The 20,575-nt window shown below is 69.8% G+C and carries 18 protein-coding genes; 10 read left to right on the top strand and 8 right to left on the bottom strand.

Annotated features, from left to right (window positions below; translation table 11 throughout):
- Positions 1 to 163 precede the first annotated feature (163 nt).
- Together A5764_RS14170 and A5764_RS14175 are read left to right on the top strand one after the other, a co-directional pair.
- Positions 164 to 784: an antibiotic biosynthesis monooxygenase gene (locus tag A5764_RS14170; protein WP_067114118.1), complete on the top strand. Its 621-nt coding sequence runs from the start codon at positions 164 to 166 to the stop codon at positions 782 to 784.
- A 110-nt stretch (positions 785 to 894) separates the two neighbouring features.
- Positions 895 to 1,518: a hypothetical protein gene (locus tag A5764_RS14175; protein ID WP_067114119.1), complete on the top strand. Its 624-nt coding sequence runs from the start codon at positions 895 to 897 to the stop codon at positions 1,516 to 1,518.
- Between the two features lie 17 nt (positions 1,519 to 1,535).
- Here A5764_RS14175 and A5764_RS14180 read toward each other — a convergent pair whose 3' ends face one another.
- Together A5764_RS14180 and A5764_RS14185 are read right to left on the bottom strand one after the other, a co-directional pair.
- Positions 1,536 to 1,871, bottom strand: coding sequence for a hypothetical protein (locus A5764_RS14180; RefSeq protein ID WP_067114120.1), 336 nt, complete (start codon positions 1,869 to 1,871; stop codon positions 1,536 to 1,538).
- Positions 1,868 to 3,229, bottom strand: a complete 1,362-nt coding sequence (locus A5764_RS14185; protein WP_067114121.1) for a replication-associated recombination protein A — start codon at positions 3,227 to 3,229, stop codon at positions 1,868 to 1,870. Before A5764_RS14185 ends, A5764_RS14180 begins: the two co-directional genes overlap by 4 nt.
- Positions 3,230 to 3,333: 104 nt before the next feature.
- Between A5764_RS14185 and A5764_RS14190 the strand changes: the two genes are divergently transcribed.
- The 3 genes from A5764_RS14190 (at position 3,334) to A5764_RS14200 (ending at position 10,328) form a co-directional block, all read left to right on the top strand.
- Positions 3,334 to 4,278, top strand: coding sequence for a hypothetical protein (locus A5764_RS14190; RefSeq protein ID WP_067114122.1), 945 nt, complete (start codon positions 3,334 to 3,336; stop codon positions 4,276 to 4,278).
- 84 nt (positions 4,279 to 4,362) lie between these two features.
- Positions 4,363 to 7,686 carry a DUF2126 domain-containing protein gene (locus A5764_RS14195; RefSeq protein WP_067114123.1) on the top strand — a complete coding sequence of 1,108 codons (3,324 nt, stop codon included), beginning with the start codon at positions 4,363 to 4,365 and terminating at the stop codon, positions 7,684 to 7,686.
- Entirely contained in the window at positions 7,686 to 10,328 is a 2,643-nt protein-coding gene (locus A5764_RS14200; protein ID WP_067114124.1) for a circularly permuted type 2 ATP-grasp protein, read from the top strand. Before A5764_RS14195 ends, A5764_RS14200 begins: the two co-directional genes overlap by 1 nt.
- On the opposite strand, the gene A5764_RS14205 is transcribed toward A5764_RS14200, so the two are convergent.
- Positions 10,325 to 11,380, bottom strand: coding sequence for a putative zinc-binding metallopeptidase (locus A5764_RS14205; RefSeq protein ID WP_067114125.1), 1,056 nt, complete (start codon positions 11,378 to 11,380; stop codon positions 10,325 to 10,327). The genes A5764_RS14200 and A5764_RS14205 overlap by 4 nt on opposite strands.
- Positions 11,373 to 12,305 (bottom strand): transglutaminase family protein, encoded by a 933-nt coding sequence (locus A5764_RS14210; protein WP_067114126.1) that lies wholly within the window; start codon positions 12,303 to 12,305, stop codon positions 11,373 to 11,375. Before A5764_RS14210 ends, A5764_RS14205 begins: the two co-directional genes overlap by 8 nt.
- Before the next feature lie 80 nt (positions 12,306 to 12,385).
- Between A5764_RS14210 and A5764_RS14215 the strand changes: the two genes are divergently transcribed.
- Positions 12,386 to 12,775, top strand: a complete 390-nt coding sequence (locus A5764_RS14215; protein ID WP_067114127.1) for an MmcQ/YjbR family DNA-binding protein — start codon at positions 12,386 to 12,388, stop codon at positions 12,773 to 12,775.
- Between the two features lie 6 nt (positions 12,776 to 12,781).
- Here the strand turns inward: A5764_RS14215 and A5764_RS14220 are convergent, their stop codons facing one another.
- Genes A5764_RS14220 through aspS form a run of 3 tightly spaced genes read right to left on the bottom strand, consistent with a single transcriptional unit; the run spans position 12,782 to position 16,110 of the window.
- A complete protein-coding gene (locus A5764_RS14220) occupies positions 12,782 to 13,837 on the bottom strand; it encodes an aromatic acid exporter family protein (RefSeq protein ID WP_067114128.1) in 1,056 nt (351 codons plus the stop codon).
- Between the two features lie 42 nt (positions 13,838 to 13,879).
- Positions 13,880 to 14,323, bottom strand: a complete 444-nt coding sequence (locus tag A5764_RS14225; protein ID WP_067114129.1) for a nitroreductase family deazaflavin-dependent oxidoreductase — start codon at positions 14,321 to 14,323, stop codon at positions 13,880 to 13,882.
- A complete protein-coding gene (gene aspS / locus A5764_RS14230; protein WP_197501388.1) occupies positions 14,320 to 16,110 on the bottom strand; it encodes an aspartate--tRNA ligase in 1,791 nt (596 codons plus the stop codon). Before aspS ends, A5764_RS14225 begins: the two co-directional genes overlap by 4 nt.
- Positions 16,111 to 16,119: 9 nt before the next feature.
- Here aspS and A5764_RS14235 point away from each other — a divergent pair, with 9 nt between their 5' ends.
- The 4 genes from A5764_RS14235 to A5764_RS14250 are packed head-to-tail and all read left to right on the top strand — an operon-like array spanning position 16,120 to position 20,083.
- Complete coding sequence (locus tag A5764_RS14235) at positions 16,120 to 17,043, top strand: oxidoreductase (RefSeq protein ID WP_082951693.1); 924 nt, start codon at positions 16,120 to 16,122, stop codon at positions 17,041 to 17,043.
- Between the two features lie 9 nt (positions 17,044 to 17,052).
- On the top strand, positions 17,053 to 17,568 hold the full coding sequence (locus A5764_RS14240) for an SRPBCC family protein (protein ID WP_067114131.1): 516 nt from the start codon (positions 17,053 to 17,055) through the stop codon (positions 17,566 to 17,568).
- 9 nt (positions 17,569 to 17,577) lie between these two features.
- Positions 17,578 to 18,453: a neutral zinc metallopeptidase gene (locus tag A5764_RS14245; protein ID WP_067114132.1), complete on the top strand. Its 876-nt coding sequence runs from the start codon at positions 17,578 to 17,580 to the stop codon at positions 18,451 to 18,453.
- A gap of 16 nt (positions 18,454 to 18,469) precedes the next feature.
- Complete coding sequence (locus A5764_RS14250) at positions 18,470 to 20,083, top strand: MFS transporter (protein ID WP_067114133.1); 1,614 nt, start codon at positions 18,470 to 18,472, stop codon at positions 20,081 to 20,083.
- A gap of 14 nt (positions 20,084 to 20,097) precedes the next feature.
- Here the strand turns inward: A5764_RS14250 and A5764_RS14255 are convergent, their stop codons facing one another.
- Entirely contained in the window at positions 20,098 to 20,538 is a 441-nt protein-coding gene (locus tag A5764_RS14255) for a hypothetical protein (RefSeq protein WP_067114134.1), read from the bottom strand.
- Between the last annotated feature and the right edge of the window lie 37 nt (positions 20,539 to 20,575).

Consider the following 20,575-nt stretch of genomic DNA (forward strand, 5'->3'; position numbering starts at 1 on the left):
TGCACCCGGTCAAGCCTACGGCGGACCGACTGCCACCGGCCAATCGTTTGTGAGCGCAGCCACACCCCCAGGGGGCATTGCCAGGGCTGACCGGCAGGAGGAACGTAGCTCGTGGACCGGTGGCGCCACCGGGGCGCCGCCCCGAGGAAAGAGGGGGTGGATCGTGTACGCACGCTCTACCACTATTCAGGCGCAACCCTCGTCGATCGACGCCGGAATTGCGCACGTTCGCGATGAGGTCATGCCCGCGCTCCGGGACCTCGAGGGGTGCGTCGGCGTATCCCTGTTGGTCGACCGGCAGTCCGGCCGGTGCATCGCCACCAGCGCCTGGGAGTCCGAGGAGGCCATGCGCGGCAGCGCGGAACAGGTGACGCCCATCCGCGATCGGGCCTCGGAAAGGTTCGGGGGGTCGGCAAACACCGAGGAGTGGGAGATCGCGTCGATGCATCGTGACCACCGCTCGGCCGAGGGCGCGGGCGTGCGCGCGACCTGGGTCAAGGTGCCGCAGGACCAAATGGACCAAGGCATCGAGTACTACAAGTCGTCCGTGCTGCCCCAGCTCGAGGAGCTGGACGGCTTCTGCAGCGCCAGCCTGCTTGTCGACCGCGCATCCGGGCGAGCGGTGTCCTCGGTGACGTTCGACAGCCTTGACGCGATGCAGCGCAACCGGGACCGGGCAACCGAGCTCAAGACCGCGTCGGTGCGCGAGGCGGGCGTCGAGGAAGTCGACGAGCGCGAGTTCGAGTTGGCGGTAGCGCATCTACGGGTGCCCGAGCTGGCCTGATCTCGTCTCGGGGCCATTGCCACGCTTGGTCGCTAGGAGGAAGGTATTCGGTGGGACCGGTGCCGCCACCGGGGCCCGGAAATATAAGCCCCGACACAGGAGGCTCGATCGTGTACGCACGCTCCACCACCATCCAGGCGCAACCTCTGTCGGTCGACATTGGCATTGCGCACGTTCGCGACGTCGTCATGCCCGCACTGCGGGAGATGAACGGGTATGTCGGGCTGTCGCTGCTGGTGGACCGCCAGTCCGGCAGATGCATCGCGACCAGCGCCTGGCAGACCATCGAGGCGATGCGCGCCGGCGCCGAGAGGGTGGCGCCGATCCGGGACCGCGCGGCGTTGATGTTCGACGGCAGCGCCAAGGTCGAAGAGTGGGACATCGCGTTGCTGCACCGCGACCACCGTTCGCACGACGGGGCGTGCGTGCGGGCCACCTGGCTCAAGGTGGTCCCGGATCAGCTGAGCCGATCGCTGAGCTTCTACCGCACGTCGGTGCTTCCGGAGCTGGAGGACCTCGACGGGTTCTGCAGCGCCAGCCTGATGGTCGACCACCCCGCGTGCCGGCGGGCGGTGTCGTGCTCGACGTTCGACAGCATGGACGCGATGGCGCGGAACCGCGACCGGGCGACCGAGCTGCGCAGCCGGCGCGTCCGGGACCTGGGCGCCGAGGTGGTCGACGTAGCCGAGTTCGAGCTGGCCATCGCCCACCTGCGGGTGCCCGAGCTGGTCTAGCCGCGCAGTCGGCCTGGCTAGGGCAGGGCGTCGCCGGGGAATCCGCGGCAGGGGTGCACCTGGTAGGTGAACACCCCCGCCGCCACCCCCGGGTCGTCGTTCATGATCGCGGCGGTGTCGTCGACGGTCGCCGCGAACACCCCGATCCCGCAGACGTCGGACTCGTCGGTGACCGGCAGCACCACCGCGAGCACGCCGTCGTCGCGCAGCCCGAAGTTGCGCCGCCCGTGCTCCCAGATGAGCCCCGGTGACGACTCGTCACCGAACCTCGGGCCGCGCTTGAGGATGACGACGCTGTATTCCTTGGCGGTGGGCAGCAGCTGGCCCATCTCCTCGTCGGTGAAGGTTTTCATGGCCGTCCCTTCCTGCGGATGATCGCGCGCAGCCGGTCCAGGCGGCCGGCCATCTCCCGTTCGAAGCCGTGGCCGGTGGGCCGATAGTAGTCCACGCCCACCAGCTCGTCAGGCGGATACTGTTGGGCGACAACGCCATCCGGGTCGTCGTGGGAGTACTTGTAGCCCTGCGCGTTGCCCAGCCCCGCGGCACCGGAGTAGTGGCCGTCGCGCAGGTGGGGCGGCACCAGGCCGGCCTTGCCCGCCTTGATGTCGCCCATCGCCGCCGCCAGCGCGGCGGTGACCGCGTTCGACTTGGGCGCGGTGGCCAGGTGGATGGTGGCGTGCGCGAGCGTCAGCTGGGCCTCGGGCATGCCGATCAGCGCCACGGTCTGGGCCGCCGCGACGGCGGTCTGCAGCGCGGTCGGGTCGGCCATCCCGACGTCCTCGCTGGCCAGGATCATCAGCCGGCGCGCGATGAACCGCGGGTCCTCCCCGGCCACCAGCATGCGGGCCAGGTAATGCAGGGCGGCGTCGACGTCGGAACCGCGCACCGATTTGATGAAGGCGCTGATGACGTCGTAGTGCTGGTCGCCGTCGCGGTCGTAGCGGACCGCGGCCTCGTCCAGGGACTGCTCGATGGTCTCGACGCTGACCGCCTCGCCGGCTGCCTCGGCCGCTTCCTCCACCGCTTCAGAGGCCACCTCCAGCGCGGTCAGCGCGCGGCGGGCGTCGCCGGCCGCCAGCCGCACCAGCAGGTCGACGGCGTCGGGCGCCACCGCGACCCGCCCGGCCAGGCCGCGAGGGTCGTCGATGGCGCGCCGCACCACGGCGCGGATGTCGTCGGAGGACAGCGGGCGCAGCTGCAGGATCAGCGACCTCGACAGCAGCGGCGCCACCACGGAGAACGACGGGTTCTCGGTGGTCGCCGCCACCAGCAACACCACCCGGTTCTCCACCGCCGACAGCAGCGCGTCCTGCTGCGTCTTGGAGAACCGGTGCACCTCGTCGATGAACAGCACGGTCTGCTCGCCGGCCAGGAGCGCCTTGCGCGCGGTGTCTATGACGGCGCGGACGTCCTTGACGCCGGCCGACAACGCCGACAGGGCCTCGAACCGGCGGCCGGTCGCCTGCGATATCAGCGCGGCCAGGGTCGTCTTTCCGCTGCCCGGCGGGCCGTACAGGATCACCGAGGCGACGCCGGAGCCCTCGACCAGCCGCCGCAGCGGGGATCCGGGCGCGAGCAGATGGTCCTGTCCGACCACCTCGTCCAGCGAGGCGGGCCGCATCCGGACGGCCAGCGGCGCGCCGGCCGACACGCCCAGGTCACGGCCGCTTGACTGCGGCGCGCCGGGGATGTCGAACAGGCCATCGGACACGCGACGATATTAATCCGGGCGTGTTCGGCCCATATTTGCTAAGTTCCGGTTGCCAAGTTCGGTGCGCGTCCCCTTCGGAGTTGAATCAAACAGCTAGGACGGACATGAGCCAGCCCCCTGAGTATCCAGGCAATCCGGCCGATCCCCGCGGGGGACAGCACCACCCTCCGGGCTACCCGCCACCGCCCAGCTACGGCGCACCGCCCCCGCAACAGGGCCCGGGTTACGGGCCGCCGCCCGGCGGCTACAACCAACCCGGTCCTTCCGGACCGCAGTCCGGCTACGGCGCCCCATCAGGCCAGCCGGGCCCGCAGTTCAGCATCGGTGACGCCTTCAGCTGGTCGTGGAACAAGTTCACCCAGAACGCCATGCCGCTGATCGTGGCCACCCTCGTCTACGGGGTGCTGTTGGGCATCGCCTACGCGGTGACCTTGCTGGGCGGCGGCCTGGGCGGGAACACCACCACGACGAACTCCGACGGATACACGACCACGACGACCGACATCGGCGCCGGCGGGCTGGCCGCCATGATCGCCGGCTACATCCTCCTTTACGCGATAGGCATATTCGCCCAATCCGCGTTCCTGTCCGGAGTTCTCGAGATCGCCGACGGACGGCAGGTGAGTATCGGCTCGTTCTTCAAGCCCCGCAACCTGGGCCAGGTGATCCTCGCCTCGATCATCATCGGCATCCTGACGACGATCGGCTCGTTCCTGTGCATCATTCCCGGCCTGATCGTGGGTATCTTCGCGCAGTTCGCCATCCCGTTCGTGATCGATCGGTCGCAGGGCGCCATCGACGCGCTGAAGTCCAGCTTCTCCACGGTCTCCTCGAACTTCGTCAACGCGTTGCTGGTCTGGCTGGTCGGGGTGGCGACGGTGACGATCGGCTTGTTGGCGTGCGGTGTGGGCGTGCTCGTCGGGGGACCGGTCGCATCGCTGATCCTGGTCTACGGCTACCGCAAGCTCTCCGGCGGCCAGGTCGTCCCGCTGGAGCGGCCGGGCGGCGGTTACCAAGGGGGACCGCCACCGGGGTACGGCCCGGCCTAGGCTCGGCGCCAGGCCTGACGCCGAGGACGGCCCGCCGAAATCCGCTGCACTGCAGGCTTGTCAAGCTTGTGATTCGATCAGCGGATGAGCATCAAAGTTGCGCTGGAGCACCGCACCAGCTACACCTTTGACCGGCTGGTCCGGGTCTATCCGCATGTGGTGCGGCTGCGCCCGGCGCCCCACTCGCGCACGCCCATCGACGCCTACTCGCTGCGCGTCGACCCGGGCGAGCACTTCGTCAACTGGCAACAGGATGCGGTGGGCAATTTCCTTGCGCGGCTGGTGTTTCCGAATCCGATGACCCGGCTGACCATCACCGTCGGGCTCATCGCCGACCTCAAGGTGATCAACCCGTTCGACTTCTTCATCGAGGACTGGGCCGAGACCTGGGCCCCCTCTGCTGGACAGACGGGGTGGACCTACCCCAAGGCGCTGGCCGACGACCTCAAGCCGTACCTGCGGCCCGTCGACGAAGACTTCGACGGGTCCGGGCCCGGTGAGCTCGTGCAGGCATGGTTGGAGAACTTCACGGTGCGCGACGGCACCCGCACCATCGACTTCCTGGTCGCGCTGAACCGGGCCGTCAACGCCGACGTCGCCTACAGCCTGCGGATGGAACCGGGCGTGCAGACGCCGGATTTCACACTGCGCAACGGCGTCGGGTCGTGCCGGGACTCGGCGTGGCTGCTGGTGTCGATCCTGCGCCAGTTCGGGCTGGCGGCCCGGTTCGTCTCCGGCTACCTGGTGCAGCTGGCCTCCGATGTGGCGGCGCTCGACGGCCCGTCGGGTCCCGCGGCCGACTTCACCGACCTGCATGCGTGGACCGAGGTGTACATCCCCGGCGCCGGCTGGATCGGGCTGGACCCGACGTCGGGATTGTTCGCCGGCGAGGGCCACATCCCGCTGGCGGCCACGCCGCACCCGTCAAGCGCGGCGCCCATCAGCGGCGGCACCGAACCGTGCCAGTCGGTGCTGGAGTTCTCGAACACGGTCACCCGCGTCCACGAAGACCCGCGCGTCACGCTGCCCTACACCGACGAGGCGTGGCGGACGATCTGCGACGTCGGCCGCCGCGTCGACGAGCGCCTGGCGGCCGCGGACGTCCGGCTGACGGTCGGCGGCGAGCCCACGTTCGTTTCGGTGGACAATCAGGTCGACGAGGAGTGGACGACCGCCGCCGACGGCCCGCACAAGCGGCAACGGGCGTCGGACCTGGCCGCCCGCCTGAAGGCGGCGTGGGCCCCGCAGGGCCTCATCCAGCGCGGGCAGGGCAGGTGGTATCCGGGAGAACGGTTGCCGCGCTGGCAGATCGCGCTCTACTGGCGCACCGACGGGCGACCGCTGTGGAACAACGACACCCTGCTGGCCGACCCCTGGGGCCCCGAGCCCGCGCGGATCGATGACGAGGCCGCCCACCAGGTGCTGGCCGCGGTCGCCGACGGCTTCGGCCTGCCGGCCTCGCAGGTGCGCCCCGCCTACGAGGACCCGCTGGCCCGGCTGGCGGCCAAGGTGCGCAAGCCGGCCGGCGACCCGGTGGATGCGGCCGACGATCTCGACGAGGACTCCCCCGCAACTCGCGCCGAGCTGCTGGCGCGCCTCGACGAATCCACCACGACCCCAGCGGCTTTCGCGCTGCCGCTGCACCGCCGCGACGACGACCTGGGGTGGGCCAGCGCGGACTGGCGGCTGCGTCGCGGCCGCATCGTGCTGCTCGACGGGAACTCTCCCGCGGGCCTGCGGTTGCCGTTGGATTCGATCAGCTGGCGGCCGCCGCGCCCGCGATTTGACGCCGACCCCCACACCGTCGGCGACGCGCTGCCGACGGAGTCGGGCGACGCGGTGGTGACCGACGCCGAGGGCGCGCCGCCGACCGCTATGGTCGCCGAGGTGCGCGGGGGCCTGCTGTACGTCTTCATGCCGCCCACCCAGGTGCTGGAACACTTCGTCGACCTGGTGGCCCGGGTCGAGGCCGCGGCGGTCAAGACCGACCGCCCGGTGGTGATCGAGGGCTACGGCCCGCCGCCCGACCCGCGGCTGAAGTCGGTGACCATCACCCCCGACCCGGGCGTCATCGAGGTCAACGTGCCGCCCAGCGCCGGTTTCGCCGAACAGACAAGCCTGCTGGAAAGCCTCTACGAAGAGGCGCGGCTGGCCCGGTTGTCCACCGAATCGTTCGACGTCGACGGCACCCATGGCGGCACCGGCGGGGGCAACCACATCACCCTGGGCGGCGTCACGCCCGCGGACTCGCCGCTGCTGCGCCGCCCCGACCTGCTGGTCTCGCTGCTCACGTACTGGCAGCGGCACCCGTCGTTGTCCTATCTGTTCGCCGGGCGATTCGTCGGCACCACCTCTCAGGCGCCCCGCGTCGACGAGGGCCGCGCCGAGGCGCTCTACGAGCTCGAGATCGCGTTCGCCGAGATCGCCCGGCTCTCGGCCGGCGCGGCCGCCAAGCCGTGGGTGACCGACCGCGCGCTGCGGCACCTGCTCACCGACATCACCGGCAACACCCATCGCGCCGAGTTCTGCATCGACAAGCTCTACAGCCCCGACGGCCCCCGCGGCAGGCTGGGCCTGCTGGAGTTGCGCGGCTTCGAGATGCCGCCGCACCTGCGCATGGCGATGGTGCAGTCGCTGCTGGTGCGCTCGCTGGTGGCGTGGTTCTGGGACCAACCGCTGCGCGCCCCGCTGATCCGCCACGGCGCCAACCTGCACGGGCGATACCTGTTGCCGCACTTCCTGATTCACGACATCGCCGACGTGGCCGCCGACCTGCGCGCCCACGGCATCGGTTTCGAGACCAGCTGGCTGGACCCGTTCACCGAGTTCCGGTTCCCGCGCATAGGCACCGCGGTCTTCGACGGCGTGGAGATCGAGCTGCGCGGGGCGATCGAACCCTGGACCACCCTCGGCGAGGAGGCGACCGCCACCGGCACCGCTCGCTACGTCGACTCGTCGGTCGAGCGCATCCAGATCCGCATCATCGGCGCCGACCGGCACCGCTACGTGGTGACGGCCAACGGCTACCCGGTCCCGCTACTGGCCACCGACAACCCCGACATCCACGTCGGCGGCGTGCGGTTCAAGGCCTGGCAGCCGCCCAGCGCGCTGCACCCGACCATCAGCACCGACGTGCCGCTGCAATTCGAGCTCATCGACCTGACCACCGGAACGTCGCGGGGCGGCTGCACCTACCACGTCTCCCACCCCGGCGGGCGCGCCTACGACGAGCCGCCGGTCAACGCCGTGGAGGCCGAGTCACGCCGCGCTCGCCGCTTCGAGGCGACCGGCTTCACCCCGGGCAAGCTGGACCTGTCCGCCATCCGAGAGCGACAGGCCAGGATCTTCACCGACATCGGCGCGCCGGGCATCCTCGACCTGCGTCGCGTGCGTACCGTGCAGCGGTAATGGCAGCCCCAGAAGTCGCCCCCTCCGGCCGCTACGACGCCGATCGGCTGCTGGCGGCGTACCGGACGGCGCGGGCCCAGGAGGCGCTTTTCGACCTGCGCCCCGACGGCTTGGGAATCGGCTACGACGAATTCGTCGACCGCCACGGCAACGTCCGGCCGGGCTGGTCGGAGCTGGCCGACGCCATCGCCGAGCGCGGCAGGGCCGGACTGAACCGGTTGCGCGCGGTGGTGGACAGCCTGATCGACAACGACGGGATCACCTACACCGAGGTCGATTTCACCCGCGACGGCCACGCGCAGGAGCCGCGGCCGTGGAGCCTGGACACCCTGCCGATCGTGGTGTCCGCGGCCGACTGGGACGTGCTGGAGGCCGGGCTGGTGCAGCGGTCACGCCTGCTCGACGGCGTGCTGGCCGACCTGTACGGACCGCGCAGCCTGCTCACCGAGGGCGTGCTGCCGCCGGAGCTGGTGTTCGCCCACCCCGGCTACGTACGGGCGGCCAACGGCATCGAGGTGCCCGGGCGCCATCAGCTTTTCATGCACGGCTGCGACGTCAGCCGCTTGCCGGACGGTGGCTTTGCGGTCAACGCGGACTGGACGCAGGCGCCGTCGGGTGCCGGCTACGCACTGGCCGACAGACGCGTTGTGGCGCACTCGATTCCGGACCTCTACGAACGAATCGCGCCGCGACCCACCACGCCGTTCGCGCAGGCGCTGCGGCTGGCACTCATCGACGCCGCGCCCGACGTCGCCCAGGACCCGGTGGTCGTGGTGCTCACCCCGGGCATCTACTCCGAGACCGCGTTCGATCAGGCGTATCTGGCCACGCTGCTGGGCTTCCCGCTGGTGGAAAGCGCGGATCTGGTGGTGCGTGAAGGCAAGCTGTGGATGCGCTCGCTGGGCACGCTGAAGCGCGTGGACGTGGTGCTGCGCCGGATCGACGCCGACTACACCGATCCCCTCGACCTGCGCGCCGATTCCCGGCTCGGCGTCGTCGGTCTGGTGGAGGCGCAGCGCCGCGGGACGGTGACGGTCGTCAACACGCTGGGCAGCGGTATCCTGGAAAGCGCTGGGCTGCTTAGGTTTCTGCCCGAGCTGGCCGAGCGGCTGCTCGGCGAGGCCCCGCTGCTGGGCACCGCGCCGGTCTACTGGGGCGGCATCGCCGCCGAACGCTCGCACCTGCTGGCCAACCTCTCGTCGCTGCTGATCAAATCGACGGTCGGGGGGAATGTCCTTGTCGGGCCGACCCTTTCGTCGGACCAGCTGGCCGTATTGGCCGCCCGCATCGAGGACATGCCGTGGCAATGGGTCGGCCAAGAGCTGCCGAAGTTCTCGTCGGCGCCCACCGATCACGCCGGCGTGCTGTCCTCGGCCGGGGTCGGCATGCGGCTGTTCACGGTCGCCCAGCGCGGGGGCTACGCGCCGATGATCGGCGGGGTCGGCTACGTGTTGGCGGCAGGGCCCGCCGCCTACACGCTGAAAACCGTTGCCGCTAAGGATATCTGGGTGCGGCCCAGCGAGCGTGCGCACGCCGAGACGATCACCGTTCCCACCATGGAGCCGGCGGCCCTGAAGCCCGCGAAGACAGCCGCGGGCACCTGGGGTGTCAGCTCGCCGCGCGTGCTGTCCGACCTGTTCTGGATGGGACGCTACGGCGAGCGCGCGGAGCAGATGGCCCGGCTGCTGATGGTCACCCGCGACCGCTTCCACGTCTACCGCCACCAGCAGGACACCGAAGAGGCCGAGGTGGTGCCGGTCCTGATGGCCGCGCTGGCCCGCATCACCGGGGCCGACGGCGGCGGCGCCGGGGATCGGGCCGAGATGATCGCCGTCGCCCCCTCGACGCTGTGGTCGCTGACCATGGACCCGAGCCGGCCCGGTTCGCTTGTGCAGTCGGTGGAGGGGCTGGCGCTGGCCGCCCGGGCGGTGCGCGACCAGCTGTCCAACGACACCTGGATGGTGCTGGCCGGGGTGGAGCGCGCGGTGGCGCTGCGCCCCGACCCGCCGGACTCGCTGGCCGAAGCCGACGTCCTGCTCGCGTCGGCTCAGGCGCAGGCGTTGGCCGGGATGCTGACGCTGTCCGGGGTGGCCGGCGAGTCGATGGTGCGCGACGTCGGCTGGACGATGATGGACATCGGCAAACGCATCGAACGCGGCCTGTGGCTGACCGCGCTGTTGCGCGCCACGCTGACCGAGGTCCGCGGCGCCGACGCCGAGCAAACGATCATCGAGGCGACGGTGGTGGCGTGCGAATCGTCGGTCATCTACCGGCGCCGCACCGCCGGCAAGGTCAGCGTGGCCGCCGTGGCCGAGCTGATGCTGTACGACACCACCAACCCGAGGTCGTTGCTGTATCAGCTGGAGCGGCTGCGCACCGACCTGCAGGACCTGCCCAGCTCGTCGGGCTCGTCGCGCCCGGAGCGGCTGGTGGACGAGATCGGCACCCTGTTGCGCCGATCGCATCCCGGGCAACTGGAAGGGGTCAGCGACGGGCGCCGCGCGCAGCTGGCCGAACTGCTCGAGACCATCCATGCCGAGCTGCGCGACCTGGCCGAGGTCATCACCGCCACGCAGTTGGCGCTGCCGGGCGGCATGCAGCCGCTGTGGGGTCCCGACCGGCGGCGGGTGATGCCGGCCTAACCCGCGATCGCGGCGGGCCCGCGGGCGTCGGAGGTCACCTCGTCGATCACGGTGTGGATGAACTGCATCTTGTCCAGCACCGCCACCGGCAGCACGAACGGATACAGGTCGTCGTGGCCCATCGAGCGGTTCACCATGTTCAGCGACCACGACAACGGCAGCCACATCTCGATGATGTTGGGAAAAGCGCTGGGGCCCAACGCCGGACGGTCGAAGGTTGCCGACGCCGGCGCCAGCCCGCACCAGGCCGAGGTGTCCATGGTGTCACGGATGTGCAGGTAATGGGCGAACGTCTCGGCCCAGTCCTCGGCGGGGTGCATGGTCGCGTACGACGACACGAAGCTTTCCTGCCAGCCGTCGGGCGCACCGTCGCGGTAGTGCCGGTCCAGCGCCTCTTGGTAGTCGGCATCCGGATCACCGAACAGCTCATTGAAACGTGCGACGTAGTCGCTCGACGGGGTGACCAGCCGGTAGAAGTAGTAGTGCCCGATCTCGTGCCGGAAGTGCCCGAGCAGGGTCCGGTACGGCTCCTCCATCTCGACGCGCAGCTGCTCGCGGTGGACGTCGTCGCCCTCCGCGAGATCCAGTGTGATGACGCCGTTTTCGTGGCCGGTGAACACCTTCTCGTGCGCGCTGGACAGCAGCCGGAAACCCAGCCCGTAATCGGGGTCGCGGTCCCGCCCGATGATCGGCAGCTTGAGTTCGTGCAGCTCGACGATCAGCCGGCGCTTGGCGGCCTCGGCGCGGGCGAAGGCGGCCAGGCCCTCGGTGTCGGCGTCGTTGGGCCGTTCCAGGGTGAGCGCGCACGACGTGCACAGCCTGCCGGGATGGTTGGTGGGGACCAGCCAATTGCATTCGGCCACATAGCGATTGGCGCACAGCTCGTAGTCGCTGGCGCTGACGAAGCCGGCCTGCCCCCCGTCGTCACCGTCGATGATCACCAGCAGGGCCATCCGCTCGAGCGAAAATCCCAGCGCACTGCCGCACGACAGGCACGCCGAGTTCTCGAACGTCAGGCGCTGGCCGCACTTGGGGCAGTGGAAATCACGCATGCAAGGGGTCGCCTTCAAGGGGGTCCGAGTACGGCACCACATCGACGGCGACGTCGATCACACTGCGCTCGGAGTTGGTGTAGATGATGCCGCGCAACGGCGGCACGTCGGCGTAATCGCGTCCGCGCCCCACGACGATGTAGCGCTCGTCGACCATCTGGTCGTTGGTGGGATCGAGCCCCAGCCACTCGAACTGACCGGACCCCTGCGGGGTCCACACCGCCGCCCAGGCGTGCGTGGCGTCGATGCCGATCATTCGGTCCTTTCCCGGTGGCGGGTCGGTGGCCAGATAGCCGGACACGTAGCTGGCCGCCAGGCCGCTGGCTCGCAGGCAGGCGATCGCCAGCCTCGCAAAGTCCTGGCATACCCCCTCGCGGGCCGAAAGAACCTCGCCGACACCGGTAGAAATGGTCGTCGACCCCGAGCGGTAGGTGAAGTCGGTGAAAATCCGCGACGTCAGGTCACGCAGCACCTCGATCAGCGGACGCTCCGGCACGAAGCTCGGGGCCGCGTACTCGCGCACCGCGTCGGTGATCTCCGGCGGATCCAGGTCCAGAGCGAACTCGGTGGCGAGCGCTCCCCGGCGCCCGGCCGGGCGCGCGGACTCCCACGGTTGCACCGCCGGTCCGCTGGCGTACCGCCCGGGCGGCGGCGGATACACGTCGACGACGGAGTCGCTGGTGACCGTCAGGGTGCGGTGCGGCTCGGTGACGTGGAAGTAGGAACTGATGTTGCCGTAGCTGTCCTGGCTGGTGGAGCTGTCGGCGGGGGCCGGGTCGATATGCAACCGGTGCGCGACGCAACGCTGGCGCAGCGAGTCGCGCGGCGTCAGGAAACCGCGGCCATAAGAGCTGGTCACGACGTCGGAGTAGCGGTACTCGGTGCGGTGGGTGACGCGATGGCGGCGAGCCTCGGCTTCGGACACAAGGCCGATCCTGGCACACGTTCGCGCCGCCGTTTGCCGATAAGGAGCCAAGCGGGCCATAGCGGGAGCACAATCGAGAGGTGGCCACGTGGAACGACGTCGCCCGCATCGTTGGTGAGCTGGCCCTCACCGCCGAGCCGTCACCGCACGAGTGGCGGGTCGGCAAGAAGTTGCTGGCGTGGGAGCGGCCGCTGCGCCCGTCGGACCGCGAAGCGCTGGCGGCAAGCGGCGTGGAGCCACCCGAGGGCGACATCGTGGGCGTCCGGGTGTCCGACGAGGGCGTCAAGTTCGCGTTGATCGCCGACGAGCCGGACGTCTACTTCACCACGCCGCACTTCGACGGCTATCCCGCGGTGCTGGTCCGGCTGGCCGAGATCTCGGTCCGCGGCCTCGAGGAGCTGGTCACCGAGGCGTGGCTGACGCAGGCGCCGAGGAAACTGGTGCAGGAGTTCCTGGCCGACTCTATTTGAGCTCGGTTAAACCGAGCGCAGGTCGATGACCCGTTGCAGGTCGTCGACGCAGGCCGCCACGGCGTCGGCCAGCACCACCTCCGTCTTGCCCCGGGCCTCAGACATCAGCACCGACGCGTGCCGGCGGGCCGCCGCTACGTACGCGCACGCGCCGGCGGGATCGGAGTCGGCGAGCGCCGTCGCCGCCGCCAGCTCGATCAGCACGGACGACACGGGCTCGGGAACCGGGGCAAGGCAGCCGGCAACGGCGGGGACGACGGCACGGGCCAGTTGCAGCACGGAGCTGGCCAGCATCGCGACGTGCACGGCCTGGTGGTCGGCGGCGGCCACGGCGTCGCGCATCCCCCACCGCCGCGGCGCGATGCGCACCACCTGGCGCGCGGTGGTGCGGGCCTCCACGAGGTCGCCCACCTGCTGGTGCACCCGATCCACGGCCGGCAGCGGCCAGTCGTGGGCGGGCACCCGGCGCCCGGCGGCGACGTCGCCGGAGCGCGTCAGCACACCCTGCAGGACACCCAGCACGCCGACGCGGCCCCGGCGCAGCAGCTGCAACGGGTCGGCCGGGAACAGCAACACGGCGAACACGATGGCCAAGCAACCGCCGATCAGCGCGTCGAAGATGCGCTCCCAGCCGACGCCGCTGCGGTACAGCGCCAGCACCAGGATCGCCGAGATGACGGTCTGGTTGGCGAACATCATCCCCTGCCCGATGAAGCCGTGACCGATGAACACCGCGACGAACAGCGCGACCAGGGCGGCCGCCCCGAGCGAGACCGACCCGGGCCCGAGCAGGCCCTGCACCACGGTGCCCAGCCCGATGCCCAGGGTCACCCCGATCATCATCTGGACGGCGCGCTGCGCCCGTAACACGTTGCTGATCGACAGGGACACCGCCGCGGCGATCGGCGCGAAGAACGGCTGCGGGTGGCCGAGCAGGTCGTGGGCCAGGTACCAGGACAGGCCCGCGGCCACCGAGGTCTGCACGAGGTTGAACCACACCTCACGCAGCCGTTTGAGGCCCGCACGCGCGGCCTTGTTCGCGGTCAGCAGCGCAGCGCTCATGAGGCTTGCTTACCCCAGCGGGCACCGCACCGCGATACCGAGTCAGGCGCGCTGCAGCTCGAACAGCGGGATCACCCGGCTGGTCTTGGACTGGTACTCGGCGAAGCCGGGCGCCGCGGCGGCGACCTTTCCGAACAGCTCGTCGCGCTCGGCGGAAGGCAGCTCGCGAGCGGTGACGTCGAAGGACTCTATTTCCGATTGCGAGCCGACCTCGACGTGTGCCTGCGGGTTGGCGCGCAGGTTATGCACCCAGGCCGGGTGCTTGGGCGCGCCGGCGAAGGAGCCGATGATGATCAGCTTGCCGTCGATGTCGAAGTAGGCCAGCGGCGAGATGCGGGACTGACCGGACTTGGCGCCAGTCGTGGTCAGCAGTAGCAGGTTGGCGCCCTCGAACTGGCCGCCGACCTTTCCGCCGTTGTGCCTGAACTCGTCGATGAGGCTGTTGTTGAACGCGGTGATGGTCTCGGCGTCAGGGGTTTCGGTCATGCCCGCTCAACCTTTTCCGGCTTGGCATCTATTCCGGACTCCTTGCGCTGCTGCGCGGTGATCGGCGCGGGCGCCTCGGTGAGCGGGTCGACGCCGCCGCCGGTCTTCGGGAACGCGATCACCTCGCGAATCGAGTCCACACCGGACAGCAGCGCGTTGATCCGGTCCCAACCGAACGCGATCCCGCCGTGCGGGGGCGCGCCAAAGGTGAACGCCTCCAACAGGAATCCGAACTTCTCCTCCGCCTCGGCCTTGTCCAGACCCATCACCGCGAACACCCGCTCCTGGATGTCGCGGCGGTGGATACGGATCGACCCGCCGCCGATCTCGTTGCCGTTGCAGACGATGTCGTAGGCGTCGGCCAGCACGCCGCCGGGATCGGTGTCGACCACGTCGGAGCACTCCGGCTTGGGCGAGGTGAACGCATGGTGCACCGCGGTCCACGCCCCCGACCCCACCGCGACGTCACCGGCGGCGGTGGCGTCGTCCGCGGGCTCGAACAGCGGCGGGTCGACCACCCACACGAACGCCCAAGCGTCCGGGTCGATCAGGCCCAGCCGGTGGGCGATCTCGCCGCGGGCCGCGCCCAGCAGCGCGCGCGACGACTTGGCCGGGCCCGCCGAGAAGAAGATGCAGTCCCCCGGCTTGGCCCCGACGTGCGCGGCCAGTCCGGCGCGTTCGGCGTCGCCGAGGTTCTTGGCCACCGGGCCACCGAGCTCGCCGTCCTCGCCCACCAGCACGTAGGCCAGCCCGCGGTGCCCGCGCTGCTTGGCCCACTCCTGCCAGCCGTCCAGGGTCCGCCGCGGCTGCGAGGCGCCGCCGGGCATCACGACCGCGCCGACGTAGGGCGCCTGAAAGACGCGAAACGTGGTGTCTTTGAAGAACTCCGTGCATTCGACGAGCTCGAGTGAGAACCGCATGTCGGGCTTGTCGGAGCCGAACCGTCGCATCGCCTCGGCGTAGCTGATCCGCGGGATCGGCGTGGGGATCGCATACCCGATCAGCGCCCACAGCGCGGTCAGGATCTCCTCGGAGATCGCGATGATGTCCTCGGCGTCGACGAAGCTCATCTCCATGTCGAGCTGGGTGAATTCGGGTTGGCGGTCGGCGCGGAAATCTTCGTCGCGGTAGCAACGCGCGATCTGGTAGTAGCGCTCCATCCCCGCCACCATCAGCAGCTGCTTGAACAGCTGCGGGCTCTGCGGCAGGGCGTAGAACGAGCCCGGGTGCAGCCGCGACGGCACCAGGAAGTCGCGCGCGCCCTCCGGGGTCGAGCGGGTGATCGTCGGCGTCTCGATCTCGACGAAGTCGTGTCGCGCCAGCACTTCGCGCGCGGTGGCATTCACCTTGGAGCGCAACCGAATTGCCGCGGCCGGGCCGTCGCGCCGCAGGTCGAGGTAGCGGTACTTCAGCCGCAGCTCCTCCCCGGCGGGCTCGTCGAGCTGGAAGGGCAGCGGCGCGCTCTCGCCGAGCACCGTCAGCGAGGTTGCGTTGACCTCGATCTCACCGGTGGCGATCTCAGGATTGGCGTTGCCCTCCGGGCGGATCTCGACGACGCCTTCGACCGCGACGCAGAACTCGGCGCGCAGCCGGTGCGCCTGCGCCAGCACCTCACGCTCGCGGAACACCACCTGTGCGACGCCCGAGGCGTCCCGCAGGTCGATGAAGATGACGCCGCCGTGGTCGCGGCGGCGGGCCACCCACCCGGCCAGGGTCACCCGCTGGCCGGCGTCGTGGCTCCTGAGCGAACCAGCGGCGTGGCTGCGCAGCACAAAACTCCCTTTCACCCGGATGGAATGAGTGACCAGTCTAGAGGAGGTAATTTCGGTGCTATCGCCACGCACATCGCTCTCGTCGGTCCGGGCGCCGTCGGCACGACGGTCGCCGCGCTGCTCTATAAGGCCGGGCACTCGGTGCTGGTCTGCGGCCGCACCCCCCGCGACAGCATCGAGCTGCGGCCCGACGGTGCCGACCCGATCGTGGTGCCCGGGCCGGTGGCCACCGATCCGGGCGAGGTCACCGGGCCGGTCGACGTGGTGGTGCTGGCGGTCAAGGCCACCCAGAACGACGCGGCCGCCGGCTGGCTGGCCCGCCTGTGTGACGTCCACACCATCGTCGCGGTGCTGCAGAACGGCGTCGAGCAGGTCGAACAGGTGCGGCCGCACTGCCCGTCGTCGCCGGTGATCCCGGGGATCGTCTGGTACAGCGCGGAGACCCAGCCCGAAGGATGGGTGCGGCTGCGCACCGAGCCCGCGCTGGTGCTGCCCAGCGGCCCGTCGGCGGAGACGGTCGCCGAGCTGCTGCGGGGCGCCGGCTGCCGGGTGGACTGCGACCCCGACTTCATCACCGCGGCCTGGCGCAAGCTGCTCGTCAACGCGCTGGCCGGCTTCATGGCGCTGTCCGGGCGGCGATCTGGCATGTTCCGCCGCGACGACGTGGCCGCCCTGTCCCGGCGCTACGTCGCCGAATGCCTGGCCGTCGCGCAGGCCGAGGGAGCCCGGCTGCCCGACGAATCGGTCGACGAGCTGGTCGACCTTTTCCGAAAGGCCCCGGAGGACATGGGCACCTCGATGCTGGCCGACCGGGAAAATCACCGCCGGCTGGAATGGGACATCCGCAACGGGGTGATCATGCGCAAGGCCCGCGCGCACAACCTGCCCACGCCGATCAGCGACGTCGTGGTGCCGCTGCTTGCCGCGGCCAGCGACGGTCCGGGCTAGATTTTATCCATGTACCCCTGCGAGCGCGTCGACCTGAGCTTCATCGACCCGGATTCTGGCGAGGCACCGTTCCGGTTCCAAAACAGCGTCGACCTCGCCATCACGCCCGAGCAGCTGTTCGAGGTGCTCGGCGACGCCGAGTCCTGGCCGCGCTGGGCCAGCGTGATCACCAAGGTGACCTGGACCAGCCCCGAGCCGCGCGGCGTCGGCACCACCCGCACCGTCGAGATGCGCGGCGGTATCGTCGGCGACGAAGAGTTCATCGCCTGGGAACCGTTTCGCCACATGGCATTCCGGTTCAACGAATGCTCGACGCGAGCGGTCGCCGCGTTCGCCGAGGACTACCGGGTGGAGGTCATCCCCGGTGGGTGCCGGCTGACCTGGACCATGGCGCAGAAGCCCGCCGGCCCGGCGCGACTGGCGATGGTGGCGGTCGGGCCGCTGCTGAATCTGGGGCTGCGCCGGTTTCTGCGCAACCTGCGCCGCTACACCGACACCCGGTTCTCCGCGACCAAGCAACACTAGGAGCGTGCGATGACCTTCAACGAGGGCATGCAGATCGACACCAGCACCGCGTCGTCGTCCGGCGGGGGCGGGATGGGGATGGCCCTCGGGGGCGGCGGCCTCGGGCTGCTGATCCTGCTCGGGGCGCTGTTCTTCGGCGTCGACCCGGGCCGGGTCATGAACCAGCAACCGAACACCGGCGGGTATTCGGCGCCCGGCTTCGACCTGAGCCAATGCAAGACCGGGGCCGACGCCAACAGGTACGTGCAATGCCGCGTCGTCGCCACGGGCAACTCCGTGGACGCGGTGTGGCACCAGCTGATGCCCAATTACACCCGCCCGCACGTCCGGTTGTTCACCGGTTCGGTCGACACCGGCTGCGGGCCCGCCACCACCGCCGTCGGCCCGTTCTACTGCCCGGTGGACCAGACGGCGTACTTCGACACCGACTTCTTCCAGGAGCTGGTCGACAAATTCGGTTCCAGCGGTGGGCCGTTCGCGCAGGAGTACGTGGTGGCCCACGAATACGGCCACCACGTGCAGCAGCTGCAGGGCATCCTGGGCCGCTCCCAGCAGGGCGCGCAGGGCGCCGGCGGCAACGGGGTGCGCACCGAGCTACAGGCCGACTGCTACGCCGGCATCTGGGCGCACTACGCATCGACGGTCAAGCAGGAAAGCACCGGTGTCCCGTACCTGCAGCCGTTGAGCGACAAGGACATTGCCGACGCGCTGTCGGCCGCAGCGTCGGTCGGCGACGATCGCATCCAGAAGCAATCGACCGGCCGCGTCAACCCCGAATCGTGGACGCACGGTTCGTCGGCGGAGCGGCAGAAGTGGTTCACCGTCGGGTACCAGACCGGTGATCCGAAGCAGTGCGACACCTTTGCCGCCACCAACCTGGGCTAGCGCTGAACGCCGCGAAATGGTGATCGAGGGTCGCGAGCGCGCCAACGACGCGCAAGAGTCGGCATGGGCGCCGTTGCGCAACCGCGTGTTCCGCGGCCTGTTCGTCGCGCAATTTGTCTCCAACGTCGGCACGTGGATGCAAAGTGTGGCGGCGCAATGGTTCTTGGTAGAAGCGCACAGCAGCGACACCATCGTGGCACTCGTCCAGACGGCGAGCCTCGGGCCGTCGCTCCTGTTGGCCCTGTTCGCCGGCGTGCTTGCCGACCTCTTCGACCGGCGCCGGCTGCTGATATTCGTGCAGTGGTATGCGGTGATCGTGGCGCTGGCGCTGGCGGTGATGACCTACCTCGGGCGCCTCACCCCGGCAGCACTACTGATGTTCACCTTGGCCATTGGCCTCGCCTCCGCGCTGGCCGCGCCGGCCTGGCAGGCGATTCAGCCCGAAGTTGTCGCGCGCGACCAGATACCGGCCGCCGCGACCCTGGCCAGCGTGTCGGTCAATATCGCCCGAGTCGTCGGACCGGCGATCGGCGGCGTTGTCGTGGCATTGGCCGGTCCCGGAGCGGTTTTCGCGGTCAATGCGATTTCGTTCACCGGCATAATCTTTGCCCTGAGGGCGTGGAAACGACCCAGGCAAGCGCCGCCGGTCGAGCGGGAACACCTCAGCCAGGCCATCGTCAGCGGACTGGAATACAGTCGTCACAGCCCGATTTTCCGCAGGATCTTGCTGCGCGCGGCCCTTTTCGTGTTTCCCGCCTCGGCACTGTTGGCCCTGTTGCCGGTGGCCGCCTCCCGCAGCTGGCACCTGGGTGCGGGTGGCTACGGTATGGCGCTGGGGGCCATAGGCTTTGGCGCGGTGCTCGCCGTCGGCTTTCCGGCGCCGTTACGCCAGAAACTGGCGTCCAACACGCTGCTGGCGGTATGCGCCGCCGCGTATGGCCTTGCGGCGCTTGCGGTGGCCTGGCTGCCGTTCGCCGCGGCGGCGCCCTTCTTGGTGTTGTCGGGGATGGCTTGGCTGATCACGTTGACAACGTTGAACGCGGCGGCGCAGCTGCATTTGCCGCAATGGGTCCGGGCCCGCGGGTTGTCGATGTATCTGCTGGTCTTCACGGGATCTCAGGCAGTCGGTTCCTATCTCTGGGGCGTCGTTGCCACGCAGGCGGGGCTTGGCACGGCGATGATCTGGTCGGCGGTGTTGCTGGGCATTGCCGCTCTCAGCGTCACCGTGTTCGGGTTACGGCCGTCCACCGGGAAGCTGAGCCGCGACATTTCCAGGGCATGGCCGACGCCGATGCTCGTGTTCGAGCCATGCCCCAACGATGGGCCGGTGCTGGTGACCGTCCGCTATCGAGTGCCGGAGGACAAACGCCCGGGCTTCGTCGAGGCGATGAGCGCGGTCCGGCGATCACGGCTGCGGACGGGCGGCCATAGTTGGCGGCTATATCGAAGCCTCGAAGAGCCCGACATGGTCCTGGAGAGGTTCACCGTGCCGTCCTGGTCCGAATTCGTACGCCAGCGCGCCGAGCGCTGGTTGGAGTCCGACCACGATGGCGCCGCGAAGGCGGTCGGCTACACCGTCGACAACACCCGACGGCACGAGTACTTCCTCGCCCTGCGGGTGCACGGTTGAGCTCGCCGGGGCGGCTACCAGGGCCGCGTCGCGCAGGTGACGGCGGAGGTGGCGTCCTGCTTGACGACCACCTGGCCGTCGACCGCGATCTCGCAGTGAAACGAGGCGGGGCCGTTGCCCGAATCCGGCCAATGCAGGATGCCGCTGGCGGTGACGATCGCCCACTGGTTCGGGTCGGCCAGCGTGGCCGTGTAGACGGCCGGCTGGCCGCCGCTGAGCGGGGCCTGCACGTTGGTCATGAACTTCGACGAGTCCGCGTTGTAGGCCGCCTGGCTGGGCGGGTCGGTGTTCATGTACTGCACGGTGGCAGTCAGATTGTTTTGGCTGGTGATCGTGTAGGTCACCTGGTGGCCGGCCGGATCCGCATGTGAGGTCGCGGGTGTGACGGCCACCACCGAGGCTGCCGCAAACGTCGCCAGCGCGACCATCTTGGTCACATTTCGCACGTTCGTCATATCGGAAACGCTACCGGATCCGTTACCTGGTTCCGGT

The sequence above is a fragment of the Mycobacterium sp. 852002-51057_SCH5723018 genome, from assembly GCF_001667035.1.
Lineage (GTDB): Bacteria > Actinomycetota > Actinomycetes > Mycobacteriales > Mycobacteriaceae > Mycobacterium.